Origin of the sequence: Streptomyces sp. NPDC048270 (genome assembly GCF_040652335.1) — a bacterium.
Taxonomy (GTDB): domain Bacteria; phylum Actinomycetota; class Actinomycetes; order Streptomycetales; family Streptomycetaceae; genus Streptomyces.
On the sequence record NZ_JBEZLV010000011.1, the window covers coordinates 15,943 to 36,263 of the forward strand.

A 20,321-nucleotide genomic window follows, 5' to 3' on the forward strand; every position below is an offset into this window, starting at 1 on the left:
CAACGCAATTTCGGAGATCCCGCGCCCCGCGCCCGGCGGCGGGCGGTTCCAGAAAAGTGACGGTCGTTCATCTTACTGAGTGGTAGTTCCGTCAGTACCCTCCCCGTGACCGGTTCCTGCCCCCCACGGAGGAGCACGCATGTTACGTCCCACCGCCCGCCTGAGAACTGCCGTCGCCGCCGCGCTGTTCGCCCTCGGCGCGAGCCTGCTGACACCGCCCGCCGCGGCCGCGGCCGCCGCCGCCGACCCCGTACCGCTGCCGATCGCCGACTACTGCGGCAGCCAGTGCTCGGACATCCTGCCGCCCGGCCAGAACGGCAACGCCACGCTCGCCCAGATCCTCCTGCACAAGGCGTTCGGCGCGCTGCCCGCCCACACCTCCGACCAACTGGCGCGCTACGACTCCCTGGTGGCCGGCTATCCGGGACTGACCGACGCCAAGGTCAACGACTTCTTCAACGACGCCTCCTTCGGCGTGCCCGCCGGCCAGGCCGAATCCACCGCCAGCCCCCGCCCCGACGTCACCATCACCCGCGACAAGAAGACCGGCGTCCCCCACATCAAGGGCACCACCCGCTACGGGACCTCCTTCGGCGCGGGCTACGCCGCCGCCCAGGACCGGCTCTGGCAGATGGACCTCTTCCGGCACGTGGGCCGCGGCGACCTGACCCCCTTCGCCGGCGGCGCCCTCGCCAACCAGGGCCTGGAGCAGCAGTTCTGGCCGCAGGCCCCGTACACCGAGGCCGATCTCCAGGCCCAGGTGGACCGGATCCGCACCACCGAGGGCGAGCGCGGCCGGCTCGCGATGGAGGACGCGCAGGCCTACGTCGACGGCATCAACCTCTACCGCACCCAGTCCAAGAACGGCCGCTACTTCCCCGGCGAGTACGTCCTGACCGGCCACATCAACTCCGTCACCAACGCCGGCGAGATACACCCCTTCAAGATCACCGACCTGATCGCCCTCGCCTCCGTCGTGGGCGGCCTGTTCGGCGGCGGAGGCGGCGGCGAGGTCCAGGCCGCGCTCTCGCTGCTGTCCGCGCAGCAGAAGTACGGCCTGGAGGAAGGGACCCGGGTCTGGGAGTCCTTCCGCCAGCGCAACGACCCCGAGGCCGTGCTCACCGTCCACGACGGCGCGAGCTTCCCGTACGCCCAGAAGCCCGCGAACCCGCAGGGCGCGGCCCTCCCGGACGCCGGATCCGTCGTCGCCGAACAGCTCGTGTACGACCGTACGGGCGCGGCGACCGCCAGGCAGGCCGCCGACCCGCCACGGCCCGTCAAGCAGAGCATGTCCAACGCCCTGCTCGTCTCCGGCGCCCACACCGCGAGCGGCCGCCCCGTCGCCGTCTTCGGCCCGCAGACCGGCTACCTCGCACCCCAGCTCCTCATGCTCCAGGAGATCCAGGGGCCCGGCATCAGCGCCCGCGGCGCCTCCTTCGCGGGTGTCAGCATGTACGTGCAGCTCGGCCGCGGCCAGGACTACGCCTGGAGCGCCACCTCGGCCGGCCAGGACATCACCGACACCTTCGCCGTCGAACTGTGCGAACCCGGCGGCGGCGCACCGTCGAAGACGAGCACCTCGTACCTCTACCGCGGCACCTGCACCCCCATGGAGAAGCTGGAACGCGCCAACGCCTGGAAGAAGTCCGTCGCCGACCCCACCCCCGACGGCTCCTACCGGATGCAGGTCTGGCGCACGCACTACGGCATCGTCACCCACCGCGCCACGGTGGACGCGAAGCCCGTCGCCTACACCGCCCTGCGCTCCACCTACCGGCACGAGGCGGACTCGATCATCGGCTTCCAGATGCTCAACGACCCCTCGTACGTCAAGGACGCCCGCACCTTCCAACAGGCCGTCCAGCACATCGGCTACGCCTTCAACTGGTTCTACGCCGACGCGCGCGAAGCGGCCTACTACAACAGCGGGCTGAACCCCGTGCGCCCGGCGGGCGTGGACGCCGCCCTGCCCGTGCACGCCCGGCAGCAGTACGAGTGGCAGGGCTTCGACCCGGCCGCGAACACCGCCGCCTACACCCCGCCCGCCGAGCACCCGCAGTCCATCGGCCAGGACTACTACATCAGCTGGAACAACAAACAGGCCAAGGACTACAGCGCGGCCGGCTTCGGCATGGGCGCCGTCCACCGCGGCGACCTCCTCGACCGCCGGGTCAAGCAGCTCGTCACGGCCGGCGGGGTCACCCGCGCCACGCTCACCCGGGCGATGGCCGAGGCCGCCGTGACCGATCTGCGCGCCGAGAACCTGCTGCCCGAACTGCTCGCCGTACTGCGCAGCGGACCGGGCGCCGACCCGGCCGTCACCGCGGCCGTCGACAAGCTCGCCGCGTGGCAGGCCGGCGGCGGCAAGCGCAAGGAGACCGCCCAGGGTTCGAAGGCGTACGCCCACGCGGACGCGATCCGGATCATGGACGCCTGGTGGCCGCTGCTGATCAAGGCCCAGTTCGAACCGGGCCTCGGCGCCCCGCTGTACGACGCCCTGCGGGCCTCGCTGACCGTCGACGAGGCCCCCAACGCGGGCCACGGGCCCACCGGTTCGCACGCCGGATCGGCCTTCCAGTACGGCTGGTGGAGCTACGCGGACGAGGACCTGCGGATGGTCCTCGGGCGGCCGGTGGCCGATCCGCCGTCCCGGACCTACTGCGGCGGCGGCTCCCTCGCCGCGTGCCGCGAGGCCATGACCGCCACGCTCCGGCAGGCGGCCGCGGCCACCCCGGCGGCCGTCTACCCGGCCGACGGGACCTGCGCCGCGGGCAACCAGTGGTGCGCCGACTCGATCGTCCAGCGCCCGGTCGGCGGGCTGTCCCACCCGCAGGTCAACTGGCAGAACCGGCCCACCTACCAGCTGGTGGCGGAGTTCCCGGCGCACCGCTGAGGCGGTGGGCCGCGCACGAGGAGGGCCCGCCGTTCCGGAGGAGCTCCGGGGCGGCGGGCCGTGGTGCGCGCGGGGCCCGGGGGGTGCGGGCCGTGGTGCGCGCGAGCCCGGGACGGGCGGGTCAGGGGCCGACGGTGATCTGCTGCGCCGGGTCGGTCGTGTCGGTGACGAGGTAGACCGCGTTGAAGGTGGACGTGGTCGCACTCGTCGGGCAGCCGAACCCGCCGGTGACCTTCACGGGCACGGTCGCGTTGGCGAAGGTCAGGCTGGGCGGGGCGCCGTTGGTCCAGGTGCCCCCGACGTTGGCCGCGGCCGCGGGCGCGGTGGTGACCGTACAGGAGGCGAGCCCGGTCGTCTTGACCACGAGGCCGCCGACCGGCACGGTCATGGTCGCGGTGATCGGGGAGCCGTGCTGCATCGAGACCGTCCAGGCACCGCTGGTGGTGACCGTCGGGGTCACCCCCGGGATGCTCGAGGTGCAGGAGCTGTACGTCGGCGCCGAGATCGGGGACGAGACCGGTCCGGCCGCGTTCTGGTTGCCGGGGGCGGCCGGCACCGTACCGGTGGCCACGGACACGTTGCAGGTCACCGTCACCGAACCGGCTTTGAGGGTGGCCTTGCCGCTGAGGGTGGCCTTGAAGGCGTGCCCGGCCGGGGTGACGGTGGTCGACCCGGCCGCGGGTAACGGCGCGGCGGAGGCGGAGACCGAGGCCACGCAGAGGACTGCGGCGGCGGCCGTGCCGAGGGCGAGCGAGGTACGCGTACGGCTCATGGCTGTGCTCCTTGGGGATCGTGGTGCGAGGGTGTCGTGGGGGAGGGAGCGGCTGACGGGGCGGCTGCGGGGTCAGCGGAAGCGGGGGCCGGGCGGGTCGCGGCGTGCGGCTGCCAGGCGAACATCAGGCCGCCGCCGAGAATGCCGAGCAAGGTGCCGATCAGGAACCCGCCGAGGTTCGACAGGACCAGGGCGGCGGTGGCGATCAGGGTGGTGAGGACGCCCGCGAGGGCGCGCTGGGCGGGGGAGAACCAGGCGGTGAGGCCGAGCACGACCATCACGAGGCCCATCAGGACGGACGGGATCCCCGCCACGCCCTGCTGGAGCATGATCTTCAGTGGTGCCAGCGGCAGGAGGCAGATCCACACCCCGGCGAGCAGGGTGAACAGTCCGCCCCAGAAGGGTCTGCCGCGCCGCCACCGCCGCCACCGCCGACGGCTCAGAAGCATTCCTTCTTGCCCTTGCTGATGTCCATGCGCAGACCGGAGAGCTTGAAGGTGCCGGCGTTGGTCGCCCACGCCGTCTGCTGCAGGTCGGTGATGCTGACCGTGTCGGCCTGCTGGGCGAACAGGTCCTGCATCCCCTGGGCGTCGGCCGGACCCTTGTCGAGGGTGGAGGCGTCGCGCCCGATCTCGATGTTGCTGAAGACCGCGTCACCCGAGAGCTGCGTCGCGTCCACGAACAGGTTGCTCGCCTCGACCGGCTTCTTCTGGCCTGCCGTCAGGTTGAGCGAGATGTCGCCGATCACCGGGAGCGTGGTGACCACCGACTGACACAGGCTGTTGAGCTTCGCCTCCCGGATGGCGGTGACGGCCACCGGGATGAGCTCCTCGCGGGCGTTGACGTCGACGCTGCCGTACTGGGCGAAGCCCTCGCCCTGCAGGCTCTTCGCCGACACCTTGAACTGCTGCCCCGACACCGCGAACGAGGCGGCGAGCGCCCCCTGCGCGAGGGCGATGCCGAGGCCGGCGGTCACGGCCACGGCGGGTACGGTCAGGACGGCGAACCGCCGCCAGCGGACACGGCCGGAGCCGTGGTCTTCGTCGGGTAAGTGCGGGGAATCCGGCATGAGATCGTCCCTTGTGATCGGCTGTGCACCGTTGTTACCGACGAGTTGAATGTAAGAGTGCCAATGGGGGTTGGCAAGGTTGTGCGAGCGCACCCTTTCGGCCGACTCCTACTGCTCCGTACGCAGCAGTTCGGCGACCTCCGCGTCCACCCGCAGGGCCATCGCCCGGGCGAACTCCGTGGCCACGACCTCCCCGGCCACCGGTCGCAGGGCCGTCACCGCCTCCGTGATGTGCTGGAGTTGCATGGCCGAAAGCCGCTCCAGCCCCGCCGGGCCGATCACATGCCGCCGGAACAGTCCGACGAACCGGTCCGCGAGCGCCGCCGCCTGCGCCTGGAGGAACTCCCCGGCGTCCAGGATGTCCGCGAGCGGCACCCCCGCGCGCACCAGCGCGAGCGTCGCGTCCAGCAGGCGGTGGCTGCGGTGGGTGACCAGGTCCCCGTCGACCGTGACGTACCCCAGCTCCGCCGCCCGCCGGGTGTCCTCGGCCGTGGCCGTGGGGCCGAACAGCTCCCGCAGCTCGGCCCGGGTCATCGTGACCGGCTCCTCCCGGACCCAATCCCGCGTCATCTCCCGCTCCAGGCCCAGGAGTCCGGACAGCCCGCCGCCGCCCTCCCACGCCTGCAGGAGCTCGGCGATGCCGTTGACCGTGTAGCCGCGCCCCAACAGGTCGCTGATCAGCCGCAGCCGGGTCAGGTGGTCATCGGAGTACCAGGCGATCCGCCCCTCGCGGCGCGGCGGCGGCAGCAGCCCGCGCTCCTGGTAGTAGCGCAGGTTGCGCACCTTGACCCCGGCCGCGCGGGCCACGTCCTCCCGGCGGTAGCGCCCGCCGCCCGTCCCGTCTCCCACCACCTGGCTGCTCACGCGGCAGAGTGTAGGACGTACCGGCAGGTCACATAGGCCGCGGCCGGTCTTCCTTGACCGCCCGCAGGATCACGAACTTCGGTTCGCTCGCGACGACTTCACTGTTGCCGAACAGCCGCCGCAGGTGGGTGTGGTAGCCCATGTGCCGGTTGGCCACGATCCACAGCTCGCCGCCGGGCCGCAGCACCTTGCGCGACTGCGCGAACATCCGCAGCGCCGTCGCGTCCGTGGTCGCCTGGTGGGAGTGGAACGGCGGGTTGCTCAGCACCAGGTCCACGGAGCCGGGGGCCAGCATCGCGACCCCGTCGCCGACGTGGAACTCCGCCGTCCGCCGGCCTTCGCGGATGTTCTCCCGGTAGGTGGCCCGCGCCGAGGCGACCGCCTGGAAGGACTCGTCCGTGAAGACGACCTCGGCATCCGGGTCGTGGGCCTGCACGGCCGTGCCGACGACGCCGTTGCCGCAGCCCAGGTCCACGACCCGGGCCCCGTCGGTGTTGGTCGGCAGGTTCTGCAGGAAGAAGCGGGTGCCGACGTCGAGCCGGTCGGCGCAGAAGATCCCGGCGTGGTTGACGACGGTCAGCCCGGATGCGGACCCGGCGTCCTCGTCCACCGTGTACGTCACCGGCCACGGCCCGGGGGTCGTGGGCCGCGCGGCGCCCGGGGTGCCCGGCGTACAGAAGATCAGCCGCGCCTTCTTCTCGGCGAGGGAGGTCTTCGTCGGGCCCAGGATCCGCTCGAAGAGCCGCAGCGTGGAGGTGTGGATCTCCTTCACCATGCCGGTGCCGACCACCACGGTGCCCGCGTGCACGTGCGGGGCCAGCCGGTGCAGCTGGTCCTCCAGCAGAGCCAGGCTCTTGGGCACGCGCACCAGCAGCACGTCGATCTTCTCGGGCGGCGGGTCCTGCGTGGTCAGCAGCGTGACCGTCGCCTTGGAGGTCCCGATCCCGTTCCGGTCGAGGTTCGCCGCGGTGGCGGAGCGGGTCAGGGAGGAGTCGGTGATCTGCGTCGGCCGGTACGCGGCGAGCGCCGTGGTCAGCGTCCCCCAGCGGTCCCCCAGGACGGTGATCTGCCCGGCGCCGGCCAGGTCCACCGGCCCGCGCTCGCCGGTACCGGCGTCGAGGTGGCGCAGCAGGTACTCGTCGGCGGCGTCCCAGGCGCGGAGCCGGTCGCGCGGATCCTCGGGGAAGCGGGTGAGCTCGTAGGAGCCGTAAGGCGTGGTCAGGCGGTTCATATGGGACCCAGGCTAACCGAGCCGGAGCCCGGGCCCCGCACGCGCCGGGCCGGGCGGCCCGCTAGTCCTCGAACTCGCCCGCCATCGCGGCGGCCATCCGCAGGTACGGACGGGCCTCCGCGGCCCGCCCGCCGCGCTCCAGCGTGCGACCGAGCAGCAGCTGTGCGTAGTCCTCCACGGGCCAGCGCTCCAGGATGGCGCGCAGCTCACGCTCGGCCCGGGAGAGCTGGGCGGAGTGGTAGTAGGCGCGGGCCAGCAGCAGCCGGGGGGCCAGCTGCTCGGGGGCCCCGGCCGCCAGCGGCTCCAGGATGCGGGCGGCCGTCGCGTACTCCTTCGCCTCGAAGAAGAGCCCGGCCCGCTCCCAGCGCTCGGCTGCCGTCCCGTGCTCCAGGTACGAGGTGCTCATCGCGCTCATCGCGCCCCTTCCGTCCTTCCCGCTCCCAGTGGTTGTCCGCTGCCTCCAACACGCAGCACCGGGGGAAACATTCCACTGACCGCGGCCGCCTCCCCGCCGTTAGGTTGTCCGTATGAGCAATCTCGATCGCCAGCCCGCACTCTCCGTCTGCGGCGGCCGCGGCTTCGTCGTGGCCGAACCGGTCCGCGAGCTCCTCAGCCCGCGCACGGTCCAGCTCGGGGAGTCCACCGAGGTCCGACGACTCCTGCCGAACCTGGGCCGCCGCATGGTGGGCGCCTGGTGCTTCGTGGACCACTACGGCCCGGACGACATCGCGGACGAGCCCGGCATGCAGGTCGCGCCGCACCCGCACACCGGGCTCCAGACCGTGAGCTGGCTCCACGAGGGCGAGGTGCTGCACCGCGACAGCGTGGGCAGCCTGGCGACGATCCGCCCGCGCGAGCTGGGCCTGATGACCTCCGGCCGGGGCATCAGCCACTCGGAGGAGAGCCCGCGCGAGCACGCCCGCTTCCTGCACGGCGCCCAGCTGTGGGTGGCCCTGCCCGACGCCCACCGCGACGTGGCCCCGCACTTCCAGCACCACGCGGAGCTCCCCCGGGTCACGTCCCCCGGCCTGACCGCGACGGTCATCCTGGGCACCCTGGACACCGCGACCTCGCCCGGCACGGCCTACAGCCCGATCGTCGGCGCGGACCTGAACCTGACGGCGGGCACCGAGACCCGCCTCCCGCTCGACCCGGACTTCGAGTACGCGGTCCTGTCGATGTCGGGCGAGGCCCACGTCGACGAGGTCCCGGTCCTGCCCGGCTCGATGCTCTACCTCGGCTGCGGCCGCACCGAACTCCCGCTGCGCGCAGCCTCGGACGCAAGCCTGATGCTCCTGGGCGGCGAGCCGTTCGAGGAGGAGATCGTGATGTTCTGGAACTGGATCGGCCGCACGAACGAGGAGATCGTCCAGGCGCGCAAGGACTGGATGGAGGGCACCCGCTTCGGCGAGGTGAAGGGCTACGACGGCCCCCCGATCCCCGCTCCGCAGCTCCCGCCGGTGCCGCTGAAAGCACGTGGGCGGGTGCGCTGACCTGCACCTTTATGGAGTAGGTCGATCAGTCCGCACGCGGCTGCCGGGTCCATTCGAATCGAATCAACGATCCGGACGCTCGTGTGAGCGAGGCCCGGGGACGGCGCCTGTCGCGCGGTTCCCGGCGCGATCAGGTAATCAGGAACGGTGGACAAGGACGCGATCGACCCCTTCGTGCATGTCCGGGGCGCCAGTGAGAACAACCTGCGGAACATCGACGTCGACGTTCCGCGGGACGCGATGGTCGCCTTCACCGGCGTCTCCGGTTCGGGCAAGTCCTCGCTCGCGTTCGGCACGCTCTACGCGGAGGCCCAGCGGCGCTATTTCGAGTCCGTGGCACCGTACGCCCGAAGGCTGCTGCAGCAGGTCGGTGCACCGCACGTGCAGGAAATCACCGGACTGCCACCGGCCGTGGCCCTGCAGCAGCGACGCGGGTCGCCCAGCTCGCGCTCGACGGTCGGCACCCTCACCACGCTGTCCAATCTGCTGCGCATGCTGTACTCCCGCGCCGGCACCTATCCCCCCGGGGCGGCACGGCTGGAAGCCGAGTCGTTCTCACCCAACACCGCGGCCGGCTCCTGCCCGGAGTGCCACGGACTGGGCGCCGTGCACGACGTCGCCGAGGACCTGCTCGTCCCGGACCCCTCGCTGAGCATCCGCGAGGGGGCGATCGCCGCCTGGCCGGGCGCCTGGCAGGGAGCCAACCTGCGCAGTGTCGTGAGCGGCCTGGGGATCGACATCGACCGGCCGTGGCGCAGGCTCAGGAAGAAGGACCGGGACTGGCTGCTGTACACCGACGAGCAGCCCTCCGTGTACATCGAGCCGGAGGAGGACCGCGTCGACTACGGCTACCAGGGCAAGTTCTGGAGCGCCCGCAAGCACGTCATGCACGTCCTCGCCGACTCCAAGAGCGAGAAGATGCGCGAACGGGCGCTCCGGTTCGTCAGGAGCGTGCCCTGCCCCGAGTGTCACGGCAGCGGACTGCGGCCCGAGGCGCTCGCCGTGACCTTCGCCGGACGTTCCATCGCCGAGATCAACGCGATGCCGCTCACCGGGGTCGTCGCGCTGCTGCGGCCCGTCGCGGGGCGGTCCGAGGCCGACGCCACCACGTCGACCGCCCTGTCCGGGGAGACGACCGAGGTCGCGGTCCGGATCTGCGGCGATCTGGTCGCGCGGGTCGACGTACTGCTCCACCTGGGCCTCGGATATCTCAGCCTCGGTCGCCGTTCGACGACCCTGTCGCCCGGCGAGGCGCAGCGCCTGCGGATCGCCACCCAGCTGCGCTCGGGGCTGTTCGGCGTCGTCTACGTCCTCGACGAACCCTCCGCGGGTCTGCACCCGGCTGACGCGGAACCGCTGCTGGACGTGCTGGAGCGGCTCAAGGCGGCGGGCAACTCGCTGTTCGTCGTGGAGCACGACATGGACGTCGTACGGCGGGCGGACTGGGTGGTCGACATCGGTCCCGGCGCGGGCGAGGGCGGCGGCCGCGTGCTGTACAGCGGCCCGGTCGCCGGTCTGGAGCGGGTGGCGGAGTCGGCCACGGGCCAGTACCTGTTCGGGCGCGCCGAACCGCTCGATCACCGCCCCCGCACACCGCAGGGCTGGCTGCACCTGAGCGGCGTCTCCCGCCACAATCTGCACGACGTGTCCGTCGACGTACCGCTGTGCGTACTGACGGCGGTGACGGGCGTGTCCGGTTCCGGAAAGTCGACACTGGTGACGCAGGTGCTCGCCGAGGTCGTCCGCGGCCACCTCGGACTCGCACCCGAGGAGCCCGATGAGGCGCAGCTGGTGGTTGACGTCCAGGACGCGTCGGGGGTCGAGTCGTTCGACCGGCTGGTCCGGGTCGACCAGCGGCCCATCGGCCGAACTCCCCGGTCCAACCTGGCCACGTACACGGGGATGTTCGACGCGGTGCGCAAGCTGTACGCGTCGACGGACGAGGCCGAGGCGCGCGGCTACTCGGCCGGGCGGTTCTCCTTCAACGTGCCCGAAGGTCGGTGCGAAACCTGCCAGGGCGAAGGATTCGTCGCGGTGGAACTGCTCTTCCTGCCCGGCACCTACGCACCGTGCCCGACCTGCCAGGGCGCCCGGTACAACGCCGAAACGCTGGAAGTGACCTACCGCGGCAAGAACATCGCGGAAGTGCTGGGGTTGTCCGTCGATGACGCCGCCACGTTCCTGTCCGCCGTCCCGGCCGCCTCCCGCAGTCTGGAGACGTTGCGCGACGTGGGACTGGGGTACCTGCGGCTGGGGCAGCCCGCGACGGAACTCAGCGGTGGTGAGGCGCAGCGCATCAAACTGGCCACCGAACTGCAGCGAGCCCGCCGCGGCCACGCGCTCTACCTGCTCGACGAGCCGACGGCGGGGCTGCACCCCTCGGACGTCGCGCTGCTGCTGCGACAGCTGCACCGGCTCGTCGACGCCGGCAACACGGTCGTCCTCGTCGAGCACGACCTGGACACGATCACCACCGCCGACTGGGTCATCGACCTCGGGCCGGGCGGCGGCGACGCGGGCGGGCGGGTGGTCGCGGCGGGCCCGCCGGCCAAGGTGGCGAAAGCCCGCCGCAGCGCCACCGCGCCCTACCTCGCGGCCCGGCTCGCGCGCTCCTGACGACGGCACGAGGGGCTGAGCACCAGCCGTACGGCTCGTGCGAACCGGGCTCCTCGCTGCAAGCGGACCAGGTCTGCACGTGTCGCGTGGTGATCAACCGGCCGCATCGCGTTCAACGACGCCGTTTCCTGCTTGTTCGCCCAGCACGATCTTCCACACCCGGGTCGCCACCTGGAGGTTGAGCCGGTCCTCGACGTTCGCGAGGTCGTTGCCGCTGATGTTGCGGATGCGCTGGAGCCGATAGCGCAGCGTGCTGCGGTGGATCGCGAGGGATTCGGCGGTCTCGTCGTAGTTGCCGCCGCAGTCGAAGTACTGGGACAGCGTCTCCACCATGGCCGTGTGGTGCCGGGAGTCGTAGTCGATCAGCTGCCCGAGCCAGTCGTGGACGAACGTCTCCAGTTCCCGGTAATCGTTGCCGGGTCCCAGGATGCGGTAGAGGCCCAGCTCGTCGAAGAACGTCGTGCCGTAGTGCTCATGGGAGTGGCGGCGCACTTCCAGGGCGCGCTGCGCCTCCTGGTAGCGGTGGGGGATGTCGGCCAGGGAGTCGCAAGGGGCGCTCACCCCGATGCTCCCGGACCGTGTCCCGGTCTCCCGGGCGAGCGCCTCGTACAGCGCGCGGGCGTGCGGCCTGTCGTCGGCCACCAGGACCACGTGGTCGGAACGTCGGGTCAGCAGCGAGTGCATGCCCACGGCAGAGGCCGCCCGGCCCACCGTCTGCGCGAAGGGACCGTCCGCGGTCCGGTTCGACCACTGCACCACGACGACGTAGTGGCGGCGGTGCAGGTCGTGTCCGACTGCCTCGGAACGGGCGTAGGCGCTCGCCTCGTCCGTCCCCGCCAGGAGGTCGTCGGCCAGCTCGCGGTGCAGCTTCGACTCCACTTCGGCCAGATTGCGCAGGTGCGCCAGCTCCGGGGCGAGTGAGGTGGCGCCGTCCTCCAGCGCGCGCAGGGTGTGCTCGTCGGCCTCGCCCCGGACGTCGACCAGGGCCAGTACGCCCAGGATCTCGCCGTGCGGGCGGACCAGGGTGACCAGCCGGTCCTTCACCCGCACCGGCCCGGCCTCACGGCCGACGGCGTACAGCATTTCGTCCTGGCGCACGGGGTCCGGTTCGGGATAGGGGTCTGGGCGATCGGGACCGGTCCAGGACCTCAGCCGACCGAAGCGGTCCTCGACCAGCGCGGGGAGTCCGGTGAGCCCGTGCAGTGCGCGGGTGACGGCTTCCTCGCCGCCGCCCGAGACGGCGACGTCGGCCAGGAGCGCGTGAACGGACCGCTGGTACCCCATCTCGGCCACGACGGAGATCAGCTGCCCCTGGAGGGCTGTTCGCTGCTCCCTCAGCCGGTGCAGCTCCAGCGCGTCCTCGCGCCGGCGGCGGTGTGCGAAGGCGAGCGACAGTGCAGCGGCGGTGTGCCGGACCAGCGTGGCGAGCAGGGACCGCTCGGCCTCGGTGGGCCGGGAGCGGGAGGTCACCACGAGGTAGCCGTGAAGCCTGTCCAGCCCGCGTAGCCCCAGGGCCCGGCCCCAGGGCCGGCCGGGCACGGTCACAGGGCCGTCCTCCCCGACCAGCTGCCGCACCCTCCGGTCCACGGCCAGGGCATGGACCTGCCCGTTCCTCGGGCTGGGGAGCAGGGCGCCGTCCACCGTGAGGTAGCCGGCCTCGGCGCTGTACGGCCCCGCGGCGGCTATGTGGTCCATGGCCAGGCTCAGGATCTCGCCTTCGTCCAAGGTGGCGAACAGGGCGCTGGAGAGCCCCATCAGATCGTGGGGGGCATGGTTGGCCGGGGTCGGAGCGGGCCGGCGGGGCCCTCGCCGCGCCGCCGTGGGGCGCCACCCGCTGCCGGGGGGTGGGACGGAACCTCTCCGCGCGGCCATGAGGAGCCGCCCGCCGCTGCCCCGCGGAAGGCTGCTCTCCCGGCCGCAGCGGCGGAGGTACAGGTCGTGCGCCCGGCTCCTGGCCATGGGATCACTCCGTTCCTTTCGAGCCTACAGCCGAGCCGTGGTGCCTGCCGGGCCGGCTCATACCGAGATGTTCGGATTCCTCCTCTCGTACTCGCGGGGCGACCGGCCCCGTGCCTTTCTGACTCGCCAGGCGCAGGCGTGCAACCACTCGGCCCGCCACCCTGAGGAGCGGAGGAGCGGAGGAGTGCTCGAGACCATCCGCGCGCACCGGGCACCGGTGGGAAGGACGGGCGGTGGGCGAGCAGCTCCACAGGGTTGCCCGCGGTGTCCTGCTCCGCCCGCTGATCGGCGGGCTGCAGACCACTGGCAGAGGTCCCACCCGTACCTGAACGAACGTGATCCGGACAGTCGGCGCAGGCGCCGTACCGGGAGGAGTTCCTCATGGCCAAGGCAGTGGGCATCGACCTGGGCACCACCAACTCGGTGATCGCCGTGTGGGAGGGCGGAGAGCCATCCGTCGTGCCCAACAGCGAGGGCAACCGCACGACACCGTCCGTGGTGGCCTTCACCGATACCGGGGAACGTCTGGTGGGCCAGCTGGCCCGGCGCCAGGCGATCCTCAATCCCAAGGGCACCATCTATTCGGCCAAGCGGTTCATCGGCCGGCATTTCGACGAGATCTCCGACGAGGCCAGGGCGGTGGCGTACGACGTCGTCGAGGGCGACGGCGGGGCGGCCCGCTTCGAGGTGCGCGACAAGCTGTACGCGCCTGAGGAGATCAGCGCACAGGTGCTGCGCAAACTCACGGACGACGCCTCCAAGCAGCTCGGGGAGCGGGTCACGGAGGCGGTCATCACGGTGCCCGCCTACTTCAACGACGCTCAGCGCACCGCCACCAAGGACGCCGGACGGATCGCGGGACTGGAGGTGCTGCGGATCATCAACGAGCCGACGGCGGCCGCCCTCGCGTACGGCGTGGACAAGAAGGAGCACGAGACCGTCCTCGTCTTCGACCTGGGCGGCGGCACCTTCGACGTGAGCATCCTCGACGTCGGCGACGGCGTGGTGGAGGTGCGCTCCACCGCCGGCGACAGCCACCTGGGCGGTGACGACTTCGACCGGCGTCTGGTGGATTACCTCGCGGACGACTTCCAGAAGGAGAACGGCATCGACCTGCGCCAGGACGCGCAGGCGCTGCAACGCTTGTTCGAGGCGGCGGAGAAGGCCAAGACCGAGCTGAGTTCGGTGACGCAGACGCAGGTCAGCCTGCCGTTCATCACCGCCGACGCCTCCGGGCCCAAGCACCTCACCGACTCGATCATGCGGTCCACGTTCGAGCAGATCACCGGCGACCTGGTGGAGCGCTGCCTGGGACCGGTCCAGCAGGCCATTGCCGACGCCAAGGTCGGCGAGAGCGACATAGACGAGGTCATCCTCGTCGGCGGGTCCACCCGCATCCCCGCTGTCCAGGCCCTGGTCCGCCGGCTGACCGGCGGCAAGGAACCCAACATGAGCGTCAACCCCGATGAGGTCGTGGCCCTGGGGGCCGCGATCCAGGCAGGGGTGCTCAAGGGCGAGGTCAAGGACGTCCTGCTGCTCGACGTGACCCCCCTGTCGCTGGGCGTGGAGACGCGCGGCGGAGTGATGACGAAGATCATCGAGCGGAACACCACCATCCCGGTGCGCCGCAGCGAGACCTTCTCCACCGCCGAGGACAACCAGCCGGCCGTTGATGTGGTGGTCCTCCAGGGCGAGCGCGAGCTGGCCGCCGACAACCGGGTGCTGGGCCGGTTCCAGCTCACCGACATCCGGCCGGCGCCGCGGGGCGAAGCACAGATCGAGGTCACCTTCGACATCGACGCCAACGGCATCCTCGAGGTCAAGGCCCGTGACCGGGACACCGGCAAGGAACAGGGCATCACCATCAGCGAGAGCTCCAACCTGGACCGCAGCGAGGTCGAACGCATGGTCCAGGAGGCCGAAAGCAATCAGGGCCAGGACAAGGCACTCCGCGAGGCCGTCGACGCCCGCAACGAACTCGACGCCATCGCCTACCAGGTCGAGAAGCGTCTCGCCGAACTGGGCGACGCAGCGCCCGCGCACGAGAAGGCACGCGGCGAGATGCTCGTGTCGGACGCCCGGGCGGCGGTCAAGGAAGAGGCGGGCGTGGAACGCGTGCGGCCCCTGACCTCCGAACTCCAGCAGGTGCTGGCCGGGCTGGCGGCCCATCAGGGCGCCGCCGCTACGGGCGGGGGTCCCGCCCAGGACGCCGCCACCGGCGGTCCCACGAGTGGCGGTGGCGGTGACGATGATGTCATCGACGCCGAGTTCGACAAGGGCTGAGGCGCGCCATGCCCATCTACCCCCAGGAACCCGACCGGGCCGTGCCGGATCCGGTCGAACCGGTCCCGGAAGGCGCCGGACCCCCGCCTCGCGGGGATCTGCCCCAACCGGGCCCGCCCCGGCCCGGAGCTGCGAACGGCGAACCGGGACCCGATGCCGCCGGCCCCGCGCTCGCCGAGGACGAGTACACGACCGCGATCCAGGAACTGGAGGACCGCTGGCGGCGCGCACTCGCCGACCTCGACAACCTTCGCAAGCGCCACGCCAGGGAACTGGAGCGCGAACGGGCGGTGGAGCGTGCCCGCACGGCGGCCGCCTTCCTGCCCGTCCTCGACAACCTCGAACTCGCCCTGACCCACGCGGGCGCCGATCCGGGCGCGATCGTGGAGGGCATCCTGGCCGTACGCGACCAAGCGGTGAACGTCCTCGAACTGCTCGGCTACCCGCGGCACGCGGAGACCGGCGTCCCCTTCGACCCGGCCCGGCACGAGGTGGTCGGCGTCGTCCAGGACCCCGACGCCCCGCCGGGCACGGTCGTCGAGGTACTGCGCCCCGGTTACGGGGACGGCGAGCGGCAGCTCAGGCCCGCCGCCGTAACCGTCGCGAAGCGGGAGTGAACGGTCATGGCGCGGGACTACTACGAGGTGCTCGGGGTGTCGCGGTCCGCGAGCCAGGACGAGATCCAGCAGGCATATCGCAAACTCGCCCGCAGGCACCACCCCGACGTCAACAAGGACCCTGGGGCGGAAGAGCGCTTCAAGGACCTCAACGACGCGTACAGCGTCCTGTCCGATCCCAAGACCCGGGCCCGCTACGACCGCTTCGGCGAGGATTTCCGCAAGATCCCCGAGGACTTCGACGAACGGGCCGCGGCGGGAGCGGGCGGCGGCTTCCGGGGTCGGACGACCGCAGGCGGGGGCGGCCCCCGGGTCCGGTACGCCGGCTTCGGAGACGACTTCGGAGACGACTTCGGAGCGGAGGGCATCGATATCGAGGACCTGTTCGGCTCCATGTTCGGAGCCGGCGCCGCCCGAGGGGGCGTACCCGGAGCGGACCAGGAGGCCGAACTGGCGCTCACCGTCGAGGAGGCGTACCAAGGCGGCCGTCGCACCGTCACGCTCGCCGGTCCCACGGGGCAGCCGCGGCGGTACGAGGTCGACGTGCCGCCGGGCGTCACCGACGGGCAGCGCATCCGGCTGGCGGGCGAGGGCGGCCGGGGCCGTGGTGACGCCGCCGCGGGCGACCTGTACCTTCGCGTGCGCATCCAGCCCCACCCCCGGTTCCGGCTGGACGGCCGCGACGTGCACGTCCAGGTCCCGGTGGCACCCTGGGAGGCGGCCCTGGGCGCGACCGTGCCGGTTCCCACCCCCGGCGGGGGCACGGCCAAGGTCACGGTGCCCGCGGGCTCGTCCAGCGGCCGGCGGCTGCGGCTGCGCGGCGAAGGCATGCCGAACCCGCGCGGCGCGAACGGCGACCTGTACGCCGAACTCCGCATCGTGGTGCCGCCCACCCTCGGCGACCGGGAGCGCGAACTGTTCGAGGAGCTCGCCGCCGCCTCCTCGTACGACCCCAGGAGGACGTGATGAACGAACCACCCGCGGGAGCGGCAGGCCCCGGCCGGGCCGGCGTGGGCAACCGGCCGGTACGAACGGGAGCCGATCTCACTGCCTCGACGGCCGTCCGGTACGCGCTCGTGCCCGTCCCCAGGCTCTCCCTCGATGCCGTGGCACGTCGCTCGGGCCTCCACCCCGATCTGATCCGCCGGTTCGTCGCCCTCGGCCTGATCGACGCCGAACGCGACGCCGCGGGGAAGCTGGTGTTCGACCCGACGGCCCCGGCGGTCCTCGCCCGCATCCAGCGGCTGCGCACGGGTCTCTGCCTCAACTACGCATCCATCGGCCTGGTGCTCGACCTGCTCGACCGCATCAGCCTGCTCGAAGCCGCCCTGCGCGGCCGCGGCACGAGGAGTGAAACACCCCCATGGACATGAACCGTCTCACCCAGAAGTCCCAGGAAGCCCTCCAGGAGGCCCAGACCGCGGCTGGTCGCATGGGGCACACCGAGGTCGACGGGGAGCACCTGCTGCTCGCACTCCTCGATCAGGAGGACGGTCTGATCCCGCGGTTGCTGGAGCAGGCAGGCAAGGAGCCGGAGGGACTGCGCGAGGCCGTGCGCGGGGAACTGTCCCGTCGTCCCAAGGTCACCGGCCCTGGCGCGGCTCCCGGACAGGTCTTCGTCACCCAGCGCCTCGCCCACCTGCTCGACGCCGCCGAACGGGAGGCCAAACGCCTCAAGGACGAGTACGTGTCCGTGGAACACCTCCTGCTCGCCCTGGCCGAGGAGAGCTCTTCCACCGCGGCCGGGCGGCTGCTCAAACAGGCAGGCATCACCCGGGACTCCTTCCTGAACGCGCTCACTCAGGTGCGCGGCAACCAGCGCGTCACCTCCGCCAACCCCGAAGTGGCCTACGAGGCGCTGGAGAAGTACGGCCGCGACCTGGTCCTCGAGGCTCGGTCCGGGCGGCTGGACCCGGTCATCGGCCGTGACGCGGAGATCCGCCGCGTCACCCAGATCCTCAGCCGAAAGACCAAGAACAACCCCGTCCTCATCGGCGACCCCGGCGTAGGCAAGACCGCCATCGTCGAGGGCCTGGCCCAGCGCATCGTCCGGGGCGATGTGCCCGAGGGCCTGCGCGACAGGACGGTGTTCGCCCTCGACATGGGCTCCCTGGTCGCCGGCGCCAAGTACCGCGGCGAGTTCGAGGAACGCCTGAAGGCCGTGCTGTCCGAGGTGAAGGCCGCCCAAGGGCGCATCCTGCTCTTCGTCGACGAACTCCACACCGTCGTCGGCGCAGGAGCCGCCGAAGGAGCCATGGACGCGGGCAACATGCTCAAGCCGATGCTGGCCCGCGGCGAACTCCACATGATCGGCGCCACCACCCTCGACGAGTACCGCAAGCACATCGAGAAGGACGCCGCCCTCGAACGGCGCTTCCAGCAGGTCCTGGTCGAGGAGCCCAGCGTGGAGGACACCATCTCCATCCTGCGCGGCCTGCGCGAACGCCTCGAGGTCTTTCACGGCGTGAAGATCCAGGACACCGCGCTGGTCTCCGCGGCCACCCTCAGCCACCGTTACATCACCGATCGGTTCCTGCCCGACAAGGCCATCGACCTCGTCGACGAGGCGTGCGCCAGGCTGCGTACCGAGATCGACTCGATGCCCGCCGAACTCGACGAGATCACCCGCCGCGTCACGCGGCTGGAGATCGAGGATGCCGCCCTGTCCAAGGAGACCGACCCCGCCAGCAAGACGCGCCTGGAGGAGCTGCGCAGGGAACTGGCCGACCTGCGCGGCGAGGCCGACGCCAAACACGCCCAGTGGGAGGCCGAACGGCAGGCGATCCGCCGCGTGCAGGAACTGCGCCAGGAACTGGAACAGGTCCGCCACGATGCCGAGGAGGCCGAACGCGCCTACGACCTCAACCGCGCCGCCGAACTGCGCTACGGCCGCCTCCAGGACCTGGAGCGCCGACTCGCGGCGGAGGAGGAGCAACTGGCCGTCAAACAAGGGCAGAGCCGGCTGCTGCGCGAGGTCGTCACCGAGGAGGAGATCGCCGAGATCGTCGCCGCCTGGACCGGCGTCCCCGTCGCCCGCCTCCAGGAGGGCGAACGCGAGAAGCTGCTGCGCCTCGACGAGATCCTGCGCGAGCGCGTCATCGGCCAGGACGAGGCCGTCAAGCTCGTCACCGACGCCATCATCCGTGCCCGCTCCGGTATCCGCGACCCCCGCCGCCCCATCGGCTCGTTCATCTTCCTCGGCCCCACCGGAGTCGGGAAGACCGAGCTGGCCAAGACCCTCGCCCGGACCCTGTTCGACTCCGAGGAGAACATGGTCCGCCTCGACATGAGCGAGTACCAGGAGCGGCACACCGTCAGCCGGCTCATGGGCGCACCGCCCGGATACGTCGGCTACGAGGAGGGCGGCCAGCTCACCGAGGCCGTGCGCCGCAAGCCGTACTCGGTCGTCCTGTTCGACGAGATCGAGAAGGCGCACACCGATGTCTTCAACACGCTGCTGCAGATGCTCGACGACGGTCGCATCACCGACGCCCAGGGCCGCACCGTCGACTTCCGCAACACCGTGATCATCATGACGTCCAACATCGGCTCCGAGCACCTCCTCGACGGCGCCACCGCCGAGGGTGAGATCAAGCCCGACGCCCGAGCCCTGGTGATGGGCGAGCTGCGCGGGCACTTCCGTCCGGAGTTCCTCAACCGCGTCGACGACATCGTGCTGTTCAAGCCGCTCGGTGAGCGGCAGATCGAGCGGATCGTGGAGCTGCAGTTCGACGAGCTGCGGCGGCGGCTCGCAGAGCGCCGCATCCACGTCGAACTATCCGCTTCTGCAAGGGAGTTGATCGCCCACCAGGGCTACGACCCGGTGTACGGGGCCCGGCCGCTGCGGCGTTACATCTCCCACGAGGTCGAGACGCTGGTCGGGCGGGCCCTGCTGCGCGGCGACGTCCAGGACGGGGCGACGGTGCGCGTCGACGCCGAGCACGCACAGCTGGTGGTCACCTTCGACCAGCAGGAGGGCGACCGGGAGGCGAGGGCGGCGTGAACACCACCCGGACGACGACGGCGACCTGCCCGAACTGCGGGCGCGGCAACCGGATTCCCGCGGTTGCCGAGGGGCGGCCCCGATGCGGCCACTGCAAGCAGCCCCTGCCCTGGGTCGTCGACGCGGGCGACGAGGACTTCACCGAGGTCGCCGACAACGCCACGGTGCCCGTCGTCGTCGACCTCTGGGCCACCTGGTGCGGCCCCTGCCGCATGGTCAGCCCAGCCCTCGAACAGGTCGCCCGGGACCTCGCCGGACAGATCAAGCTCGTCAAGGTCGACGTCGACCAGAACCCACGGCTCAGTCGGCGGTTCGAGGTGCAGGCGGTGCCGACCCTGCTCGTGCTTGACCGGGGCGAGACGGTCGCCCGGCAGGCCGGCGCGGCACCCGCGCACGTCCTGCGCTCGTGGGTCGAGCAGGCGATGGCGGGTCGGCAGACCACCGCGGGAGGGTGAGGGCGACGGTGCTGAGGAAGATCGTCGCCCGCGGCCGATCAGGCCCATTCACGGGCCGATCAGGCC

16 protein-coding genes are annotated in these 20,321 nt (G+C 71.6%); 9 read left to right on the top strand and 7 right to left on the bottom strand.

The window, feature by feature from the left end; all coding sequences use genetic code 11:
• Positions 1-139: 139 nt before the first annotated feature.
• The gene (locus AB0D66_RS12560) at positions 140-2,893 is read left to right on the top strand and encodes a penicillin acylase family protein (RefSeq protein WP_362300869.1); all 2,754 of its coding nucleotides are present in this window, start codon (positions 140-142) and stop codon (positions 2,891-2,893) included.
• A gap of 121 nt (positions 2,894-3,014) precedes the next feature.
• Here the strand turns inward: AB0D66_RS12560 and AB0D66_RS12565 are convergent, their stop codons facing one another.
• From AB0D66_RS12565 to AB0D66_RS12590, 6 genes are all read right to left on the bottom strand, one after another.
• Positions 3,015-3,665, bottom strand: a complete 651-nt coding sequence (locus AB0D66_RS12565; RefSeq protein ID WP_362300872.1) for a hypothetical protein — start codon at positions 3,663-3,665, stop codon at positions 3,015-3,017.
• Complete coding sequence (locus AB0D66_RS12570; RefSeq protein ID WP_362300875.1) at positions 3,662-4,114, bottom strand: DUF6114 domain-containing protein; 453 nt, start codon at positions 4,112-4,114, stop codon at positions 3,662-3,664. Before AB0D66_RS12570 ends, AB0D66_RS12565 begins: the two co-directional genes overlap by 4 nt.
• On the bottom strand, positions 4,105-4,734 hold the full coding sequence (locus AB0D66_RS12575; protein WP_362300878.1) for a DUF6230 family protein: 630 nt from the start codon (positions 4,732-4,734) through the stop codon (positions 4,105-4,107). Before AB0D66_RS12575 ends, AB0D66_RS12570 begins: the two co-directional genes overlap by 10 nt.
• Before the next feature lie 108 nt (positions 4,735-4,842).
• A complete protein-coding gene (locus AB0D66_RS12580) occupies positions 4,843-5,598 on the bottom strand; it encodes a MerR family transcriptional regulator (protein WP_362300881.1) in 756 nt (251 codons plus the stop codon).
• 28 nt (positions 5,599-5,626) lie between these two features.
• Positions 5,627-6,820, bottom strand: coding sequence for a methyltransferase (locus tag AB0D66_RS12585; protein WP_362301215.1), 1,194 nt, complete (start codon positions 6,818-6,820; stop codon positions 5,627-5,629).
• Between the two features lie 70 nt (positions 6,821-6,890).
• On the bottom strand, positions 6,891-7,235 hold the full coding sequence (locus AB0D66_RS12590; protein ID WP_362301218.1) for a tetratricopeptide repeat protein: 345 nt from the start codon (positions 7,233-7,235) through the stop codon (positions 6,891-6,893).
• 121 nt (positions 7,236-7,356) lie between these two features.
• Between AB0D66_RS12590 and AB0D66_RS12595 the strand changes: the two genes are divergently transcribed.
• Both AB0D66_RS12595 and uvrA read left to right on the top strand, forming a co-directional pair.
• Positions 7,357-8,322, top strand: coding sequence for a pirin family protein (locus AB0D66_RS12595; protein ID WP_362300884.1), 966 nt, complete (start codon positions 7,357-7,359; stop codon positions 8,320-8,322).
• A 147-nt stretch (positions 8,323-8,469) separates the two neighbouring features.
• Entirely contained in the window at positions 8,470-10,938 is a 2,469-nt protein-coding gene (uvrA, locus tag AB0D66_RS12600; protein WP_362300887.1) for an excinuclease ABC subunit UvrA, read from the top strand.
• 93 nt (positions 10,939-11,031) lie between these two features.
• Here uvrA and AB0D66_RS12605 read toward each other — a convergent pair whose 3' ends face one another.
• Complete coding sequence (locus AB0D66_RS12605; RefSeq protein ID WP_362300890.1) at positions 11,032-12,693, bottom strand: helix-turn-helix domain-containing protein; 1,662 nt, start codon at positions 12,691-12,693, stop codon at positions 11,032-11,034.
• 585 nt (positions 12,694-13,278) lie between these two features.
• Between AB0D66_RS12605 and dnaK the strand changes: the two genes are divergently transcribed.
• The 6 genes from dnaK to trxA are packed head-to-tail and all read left to right on the top strand — an operon-like array spanning position 13,279 to position 20,255.
• Positions 13,279-15,180 carry a molecular chaperone DnaK gene (gene dnaK / locus AB0D66_RS12610; protein WP_362300893.1) on the top strand — a complete coding sequence of 634 codons (1,902 nt, stop codon included), beginning with the start codon at positions 13,279-13,281 and terminating at the stop codon, positions 15,178-15,180.
• A gap of 8 nt (positions 15,181-15,188) precedes the next feature.
• Entirely contained in the window at positions 15,189-15,797 is a 609-nt protein-coding gene (locus AB0D66_RS12615) for a nucleotide exchange factor GrpE (protein WP_362300896.1), read from the top strand.
• 6 nt (positions 15,798-15,803) lie between these two features.
• Complete coding sequence (locus AB0D66_RS12620; RefSeq protein WP_362300898.1) at positions 15,804-16,763, top strand: J domain-containing protein; 960 nt, start codon at positions 15,804-15,806, stop codon at positions 16,761-16,763.
• Positions 16,763-17,170: a chaperone modulator CbpM gene (locus tag AB0D66_RS12625; RefSeq protein WP_362300900.1), complete on the top strand. Its 408-nt coding sequence runs from the start codon at positions 16,763-16,765 to the stop codon at positions 17,168-17,170. The genes AB0D66_RS12620 and AB0D66_RS12625 overlap by 1 nt, the downstream gene beginning before the upstream one ends.
• Complete coding sequence (gene clpB / locus AB0D66_RS12630; protein WP_362300903.1) at positions 17,161-19,800, top strand: ATP-dependent chaperone ClpB; 2,640 nt, start codon at positions 17,161-17,163, stop codon at positions 19,798-19,800. The genes AB0D66_RS12625 and clpB overlap by 10 nt, the downstream gene beginning before the upstream one ends.
• Positions 19,797-20,255, top strand: coding sequence for a thioredoxin (gene trxA, locus AB0D66_RS12635; RefSeq protein WP_362300906.1), 459 nt, complete (start codon positions 19,797-19,799; stop codon positions 20,253-20,255). The genes clpB and trxA overlap by 4 nt, the downstream gene beginning before the upstream one ends.
• Positions 20,256-20,321 lie beyond the last annotated feature (66 nt).

Coding starts and splice junctions, on each gene's coding strand:
- AB0D66_RS12560 (WP_362300869.1), top strand. CDS start 140: ATGTTACGTCCCACCGCCCGCCTGAGAACTGCCGTCGCCGCCGCGCTG.
- AB0D66_RS12565 (WP_362300872.1), bottom strand. CDS start 3,665: ATGAGCCGTACGCGTACCTCGCTCGCCCTCGGCACGGCCGCCGCCGCA.
- AB0D66_RS12570 (WP_362300875.1), bottom strand. CDS start 4,114: ATGCTTCTGAGCCGTCGGCGGTGGCGGCGGTGGCGGCGCGGCAGACCC.
- AB0D66_RS12575 (WP_362300878.1), bottom strand. CDS start 4,734: ATGCCGGATTCCCCGCACTTACCCGACGAAGACCACGGCTCCGGCCGT.
- AB0D66_RS12590 (WP_362301218.1), bottom strand. CDS start 7,235: ATGAGCACCTCGTACCTGGAGCACGGGACGGCAGCCGAGCGCTGGGAG.
- AB0D66_RS12595 (WP_362300884.1), top strand. CDS start 7,357: ATGAGCAATCTCGATCGCCAGCCCGCACTCTCCGTCTGCGGCGGCCGC.
- AB0D66_RS12605 (WP_362300890.1), bottom strand. CDS start 12,693: ATGGGGCTCTCCAGCGCCCTGTTCGCCACCTTGGACGAAGGCGAGATC.
- dnaK (WP_362300893.1), top strand. CDS start 13,279: ATGGCCAAGGCAGTGGGCATCGACCTGGGCACCACCAACTCGGTGATC.
- AB0D66_RS12615 (WP_362300896.1), top strand. CDS start 15,189: ATGCCCATCTACCCCCAGGAACCCGACCGGGCCGTGCCGGATCCGGTC.
- AB0D66_RS12620 (WP_362300898.1), top strand. CDS start 15,804: ATGGCGCGGGACTACTACGAGGTGCTCGGGGTGTCGCGGTCCGCGAGC.
- AB0D66_RS12625 (WP_362300900.1), top strand. CDS start 16,763: ATGAACGAACCACCCGCGGGAGCGGCAGGCCCCGGCCGGGCCGGCGTG.
- clpB (WP_362300903.1), top strand. CDS start 17,161: ATGGACATGAACCGTCTCACCCAGAAGTCCCAGGAAGCCCTCCAGGAG.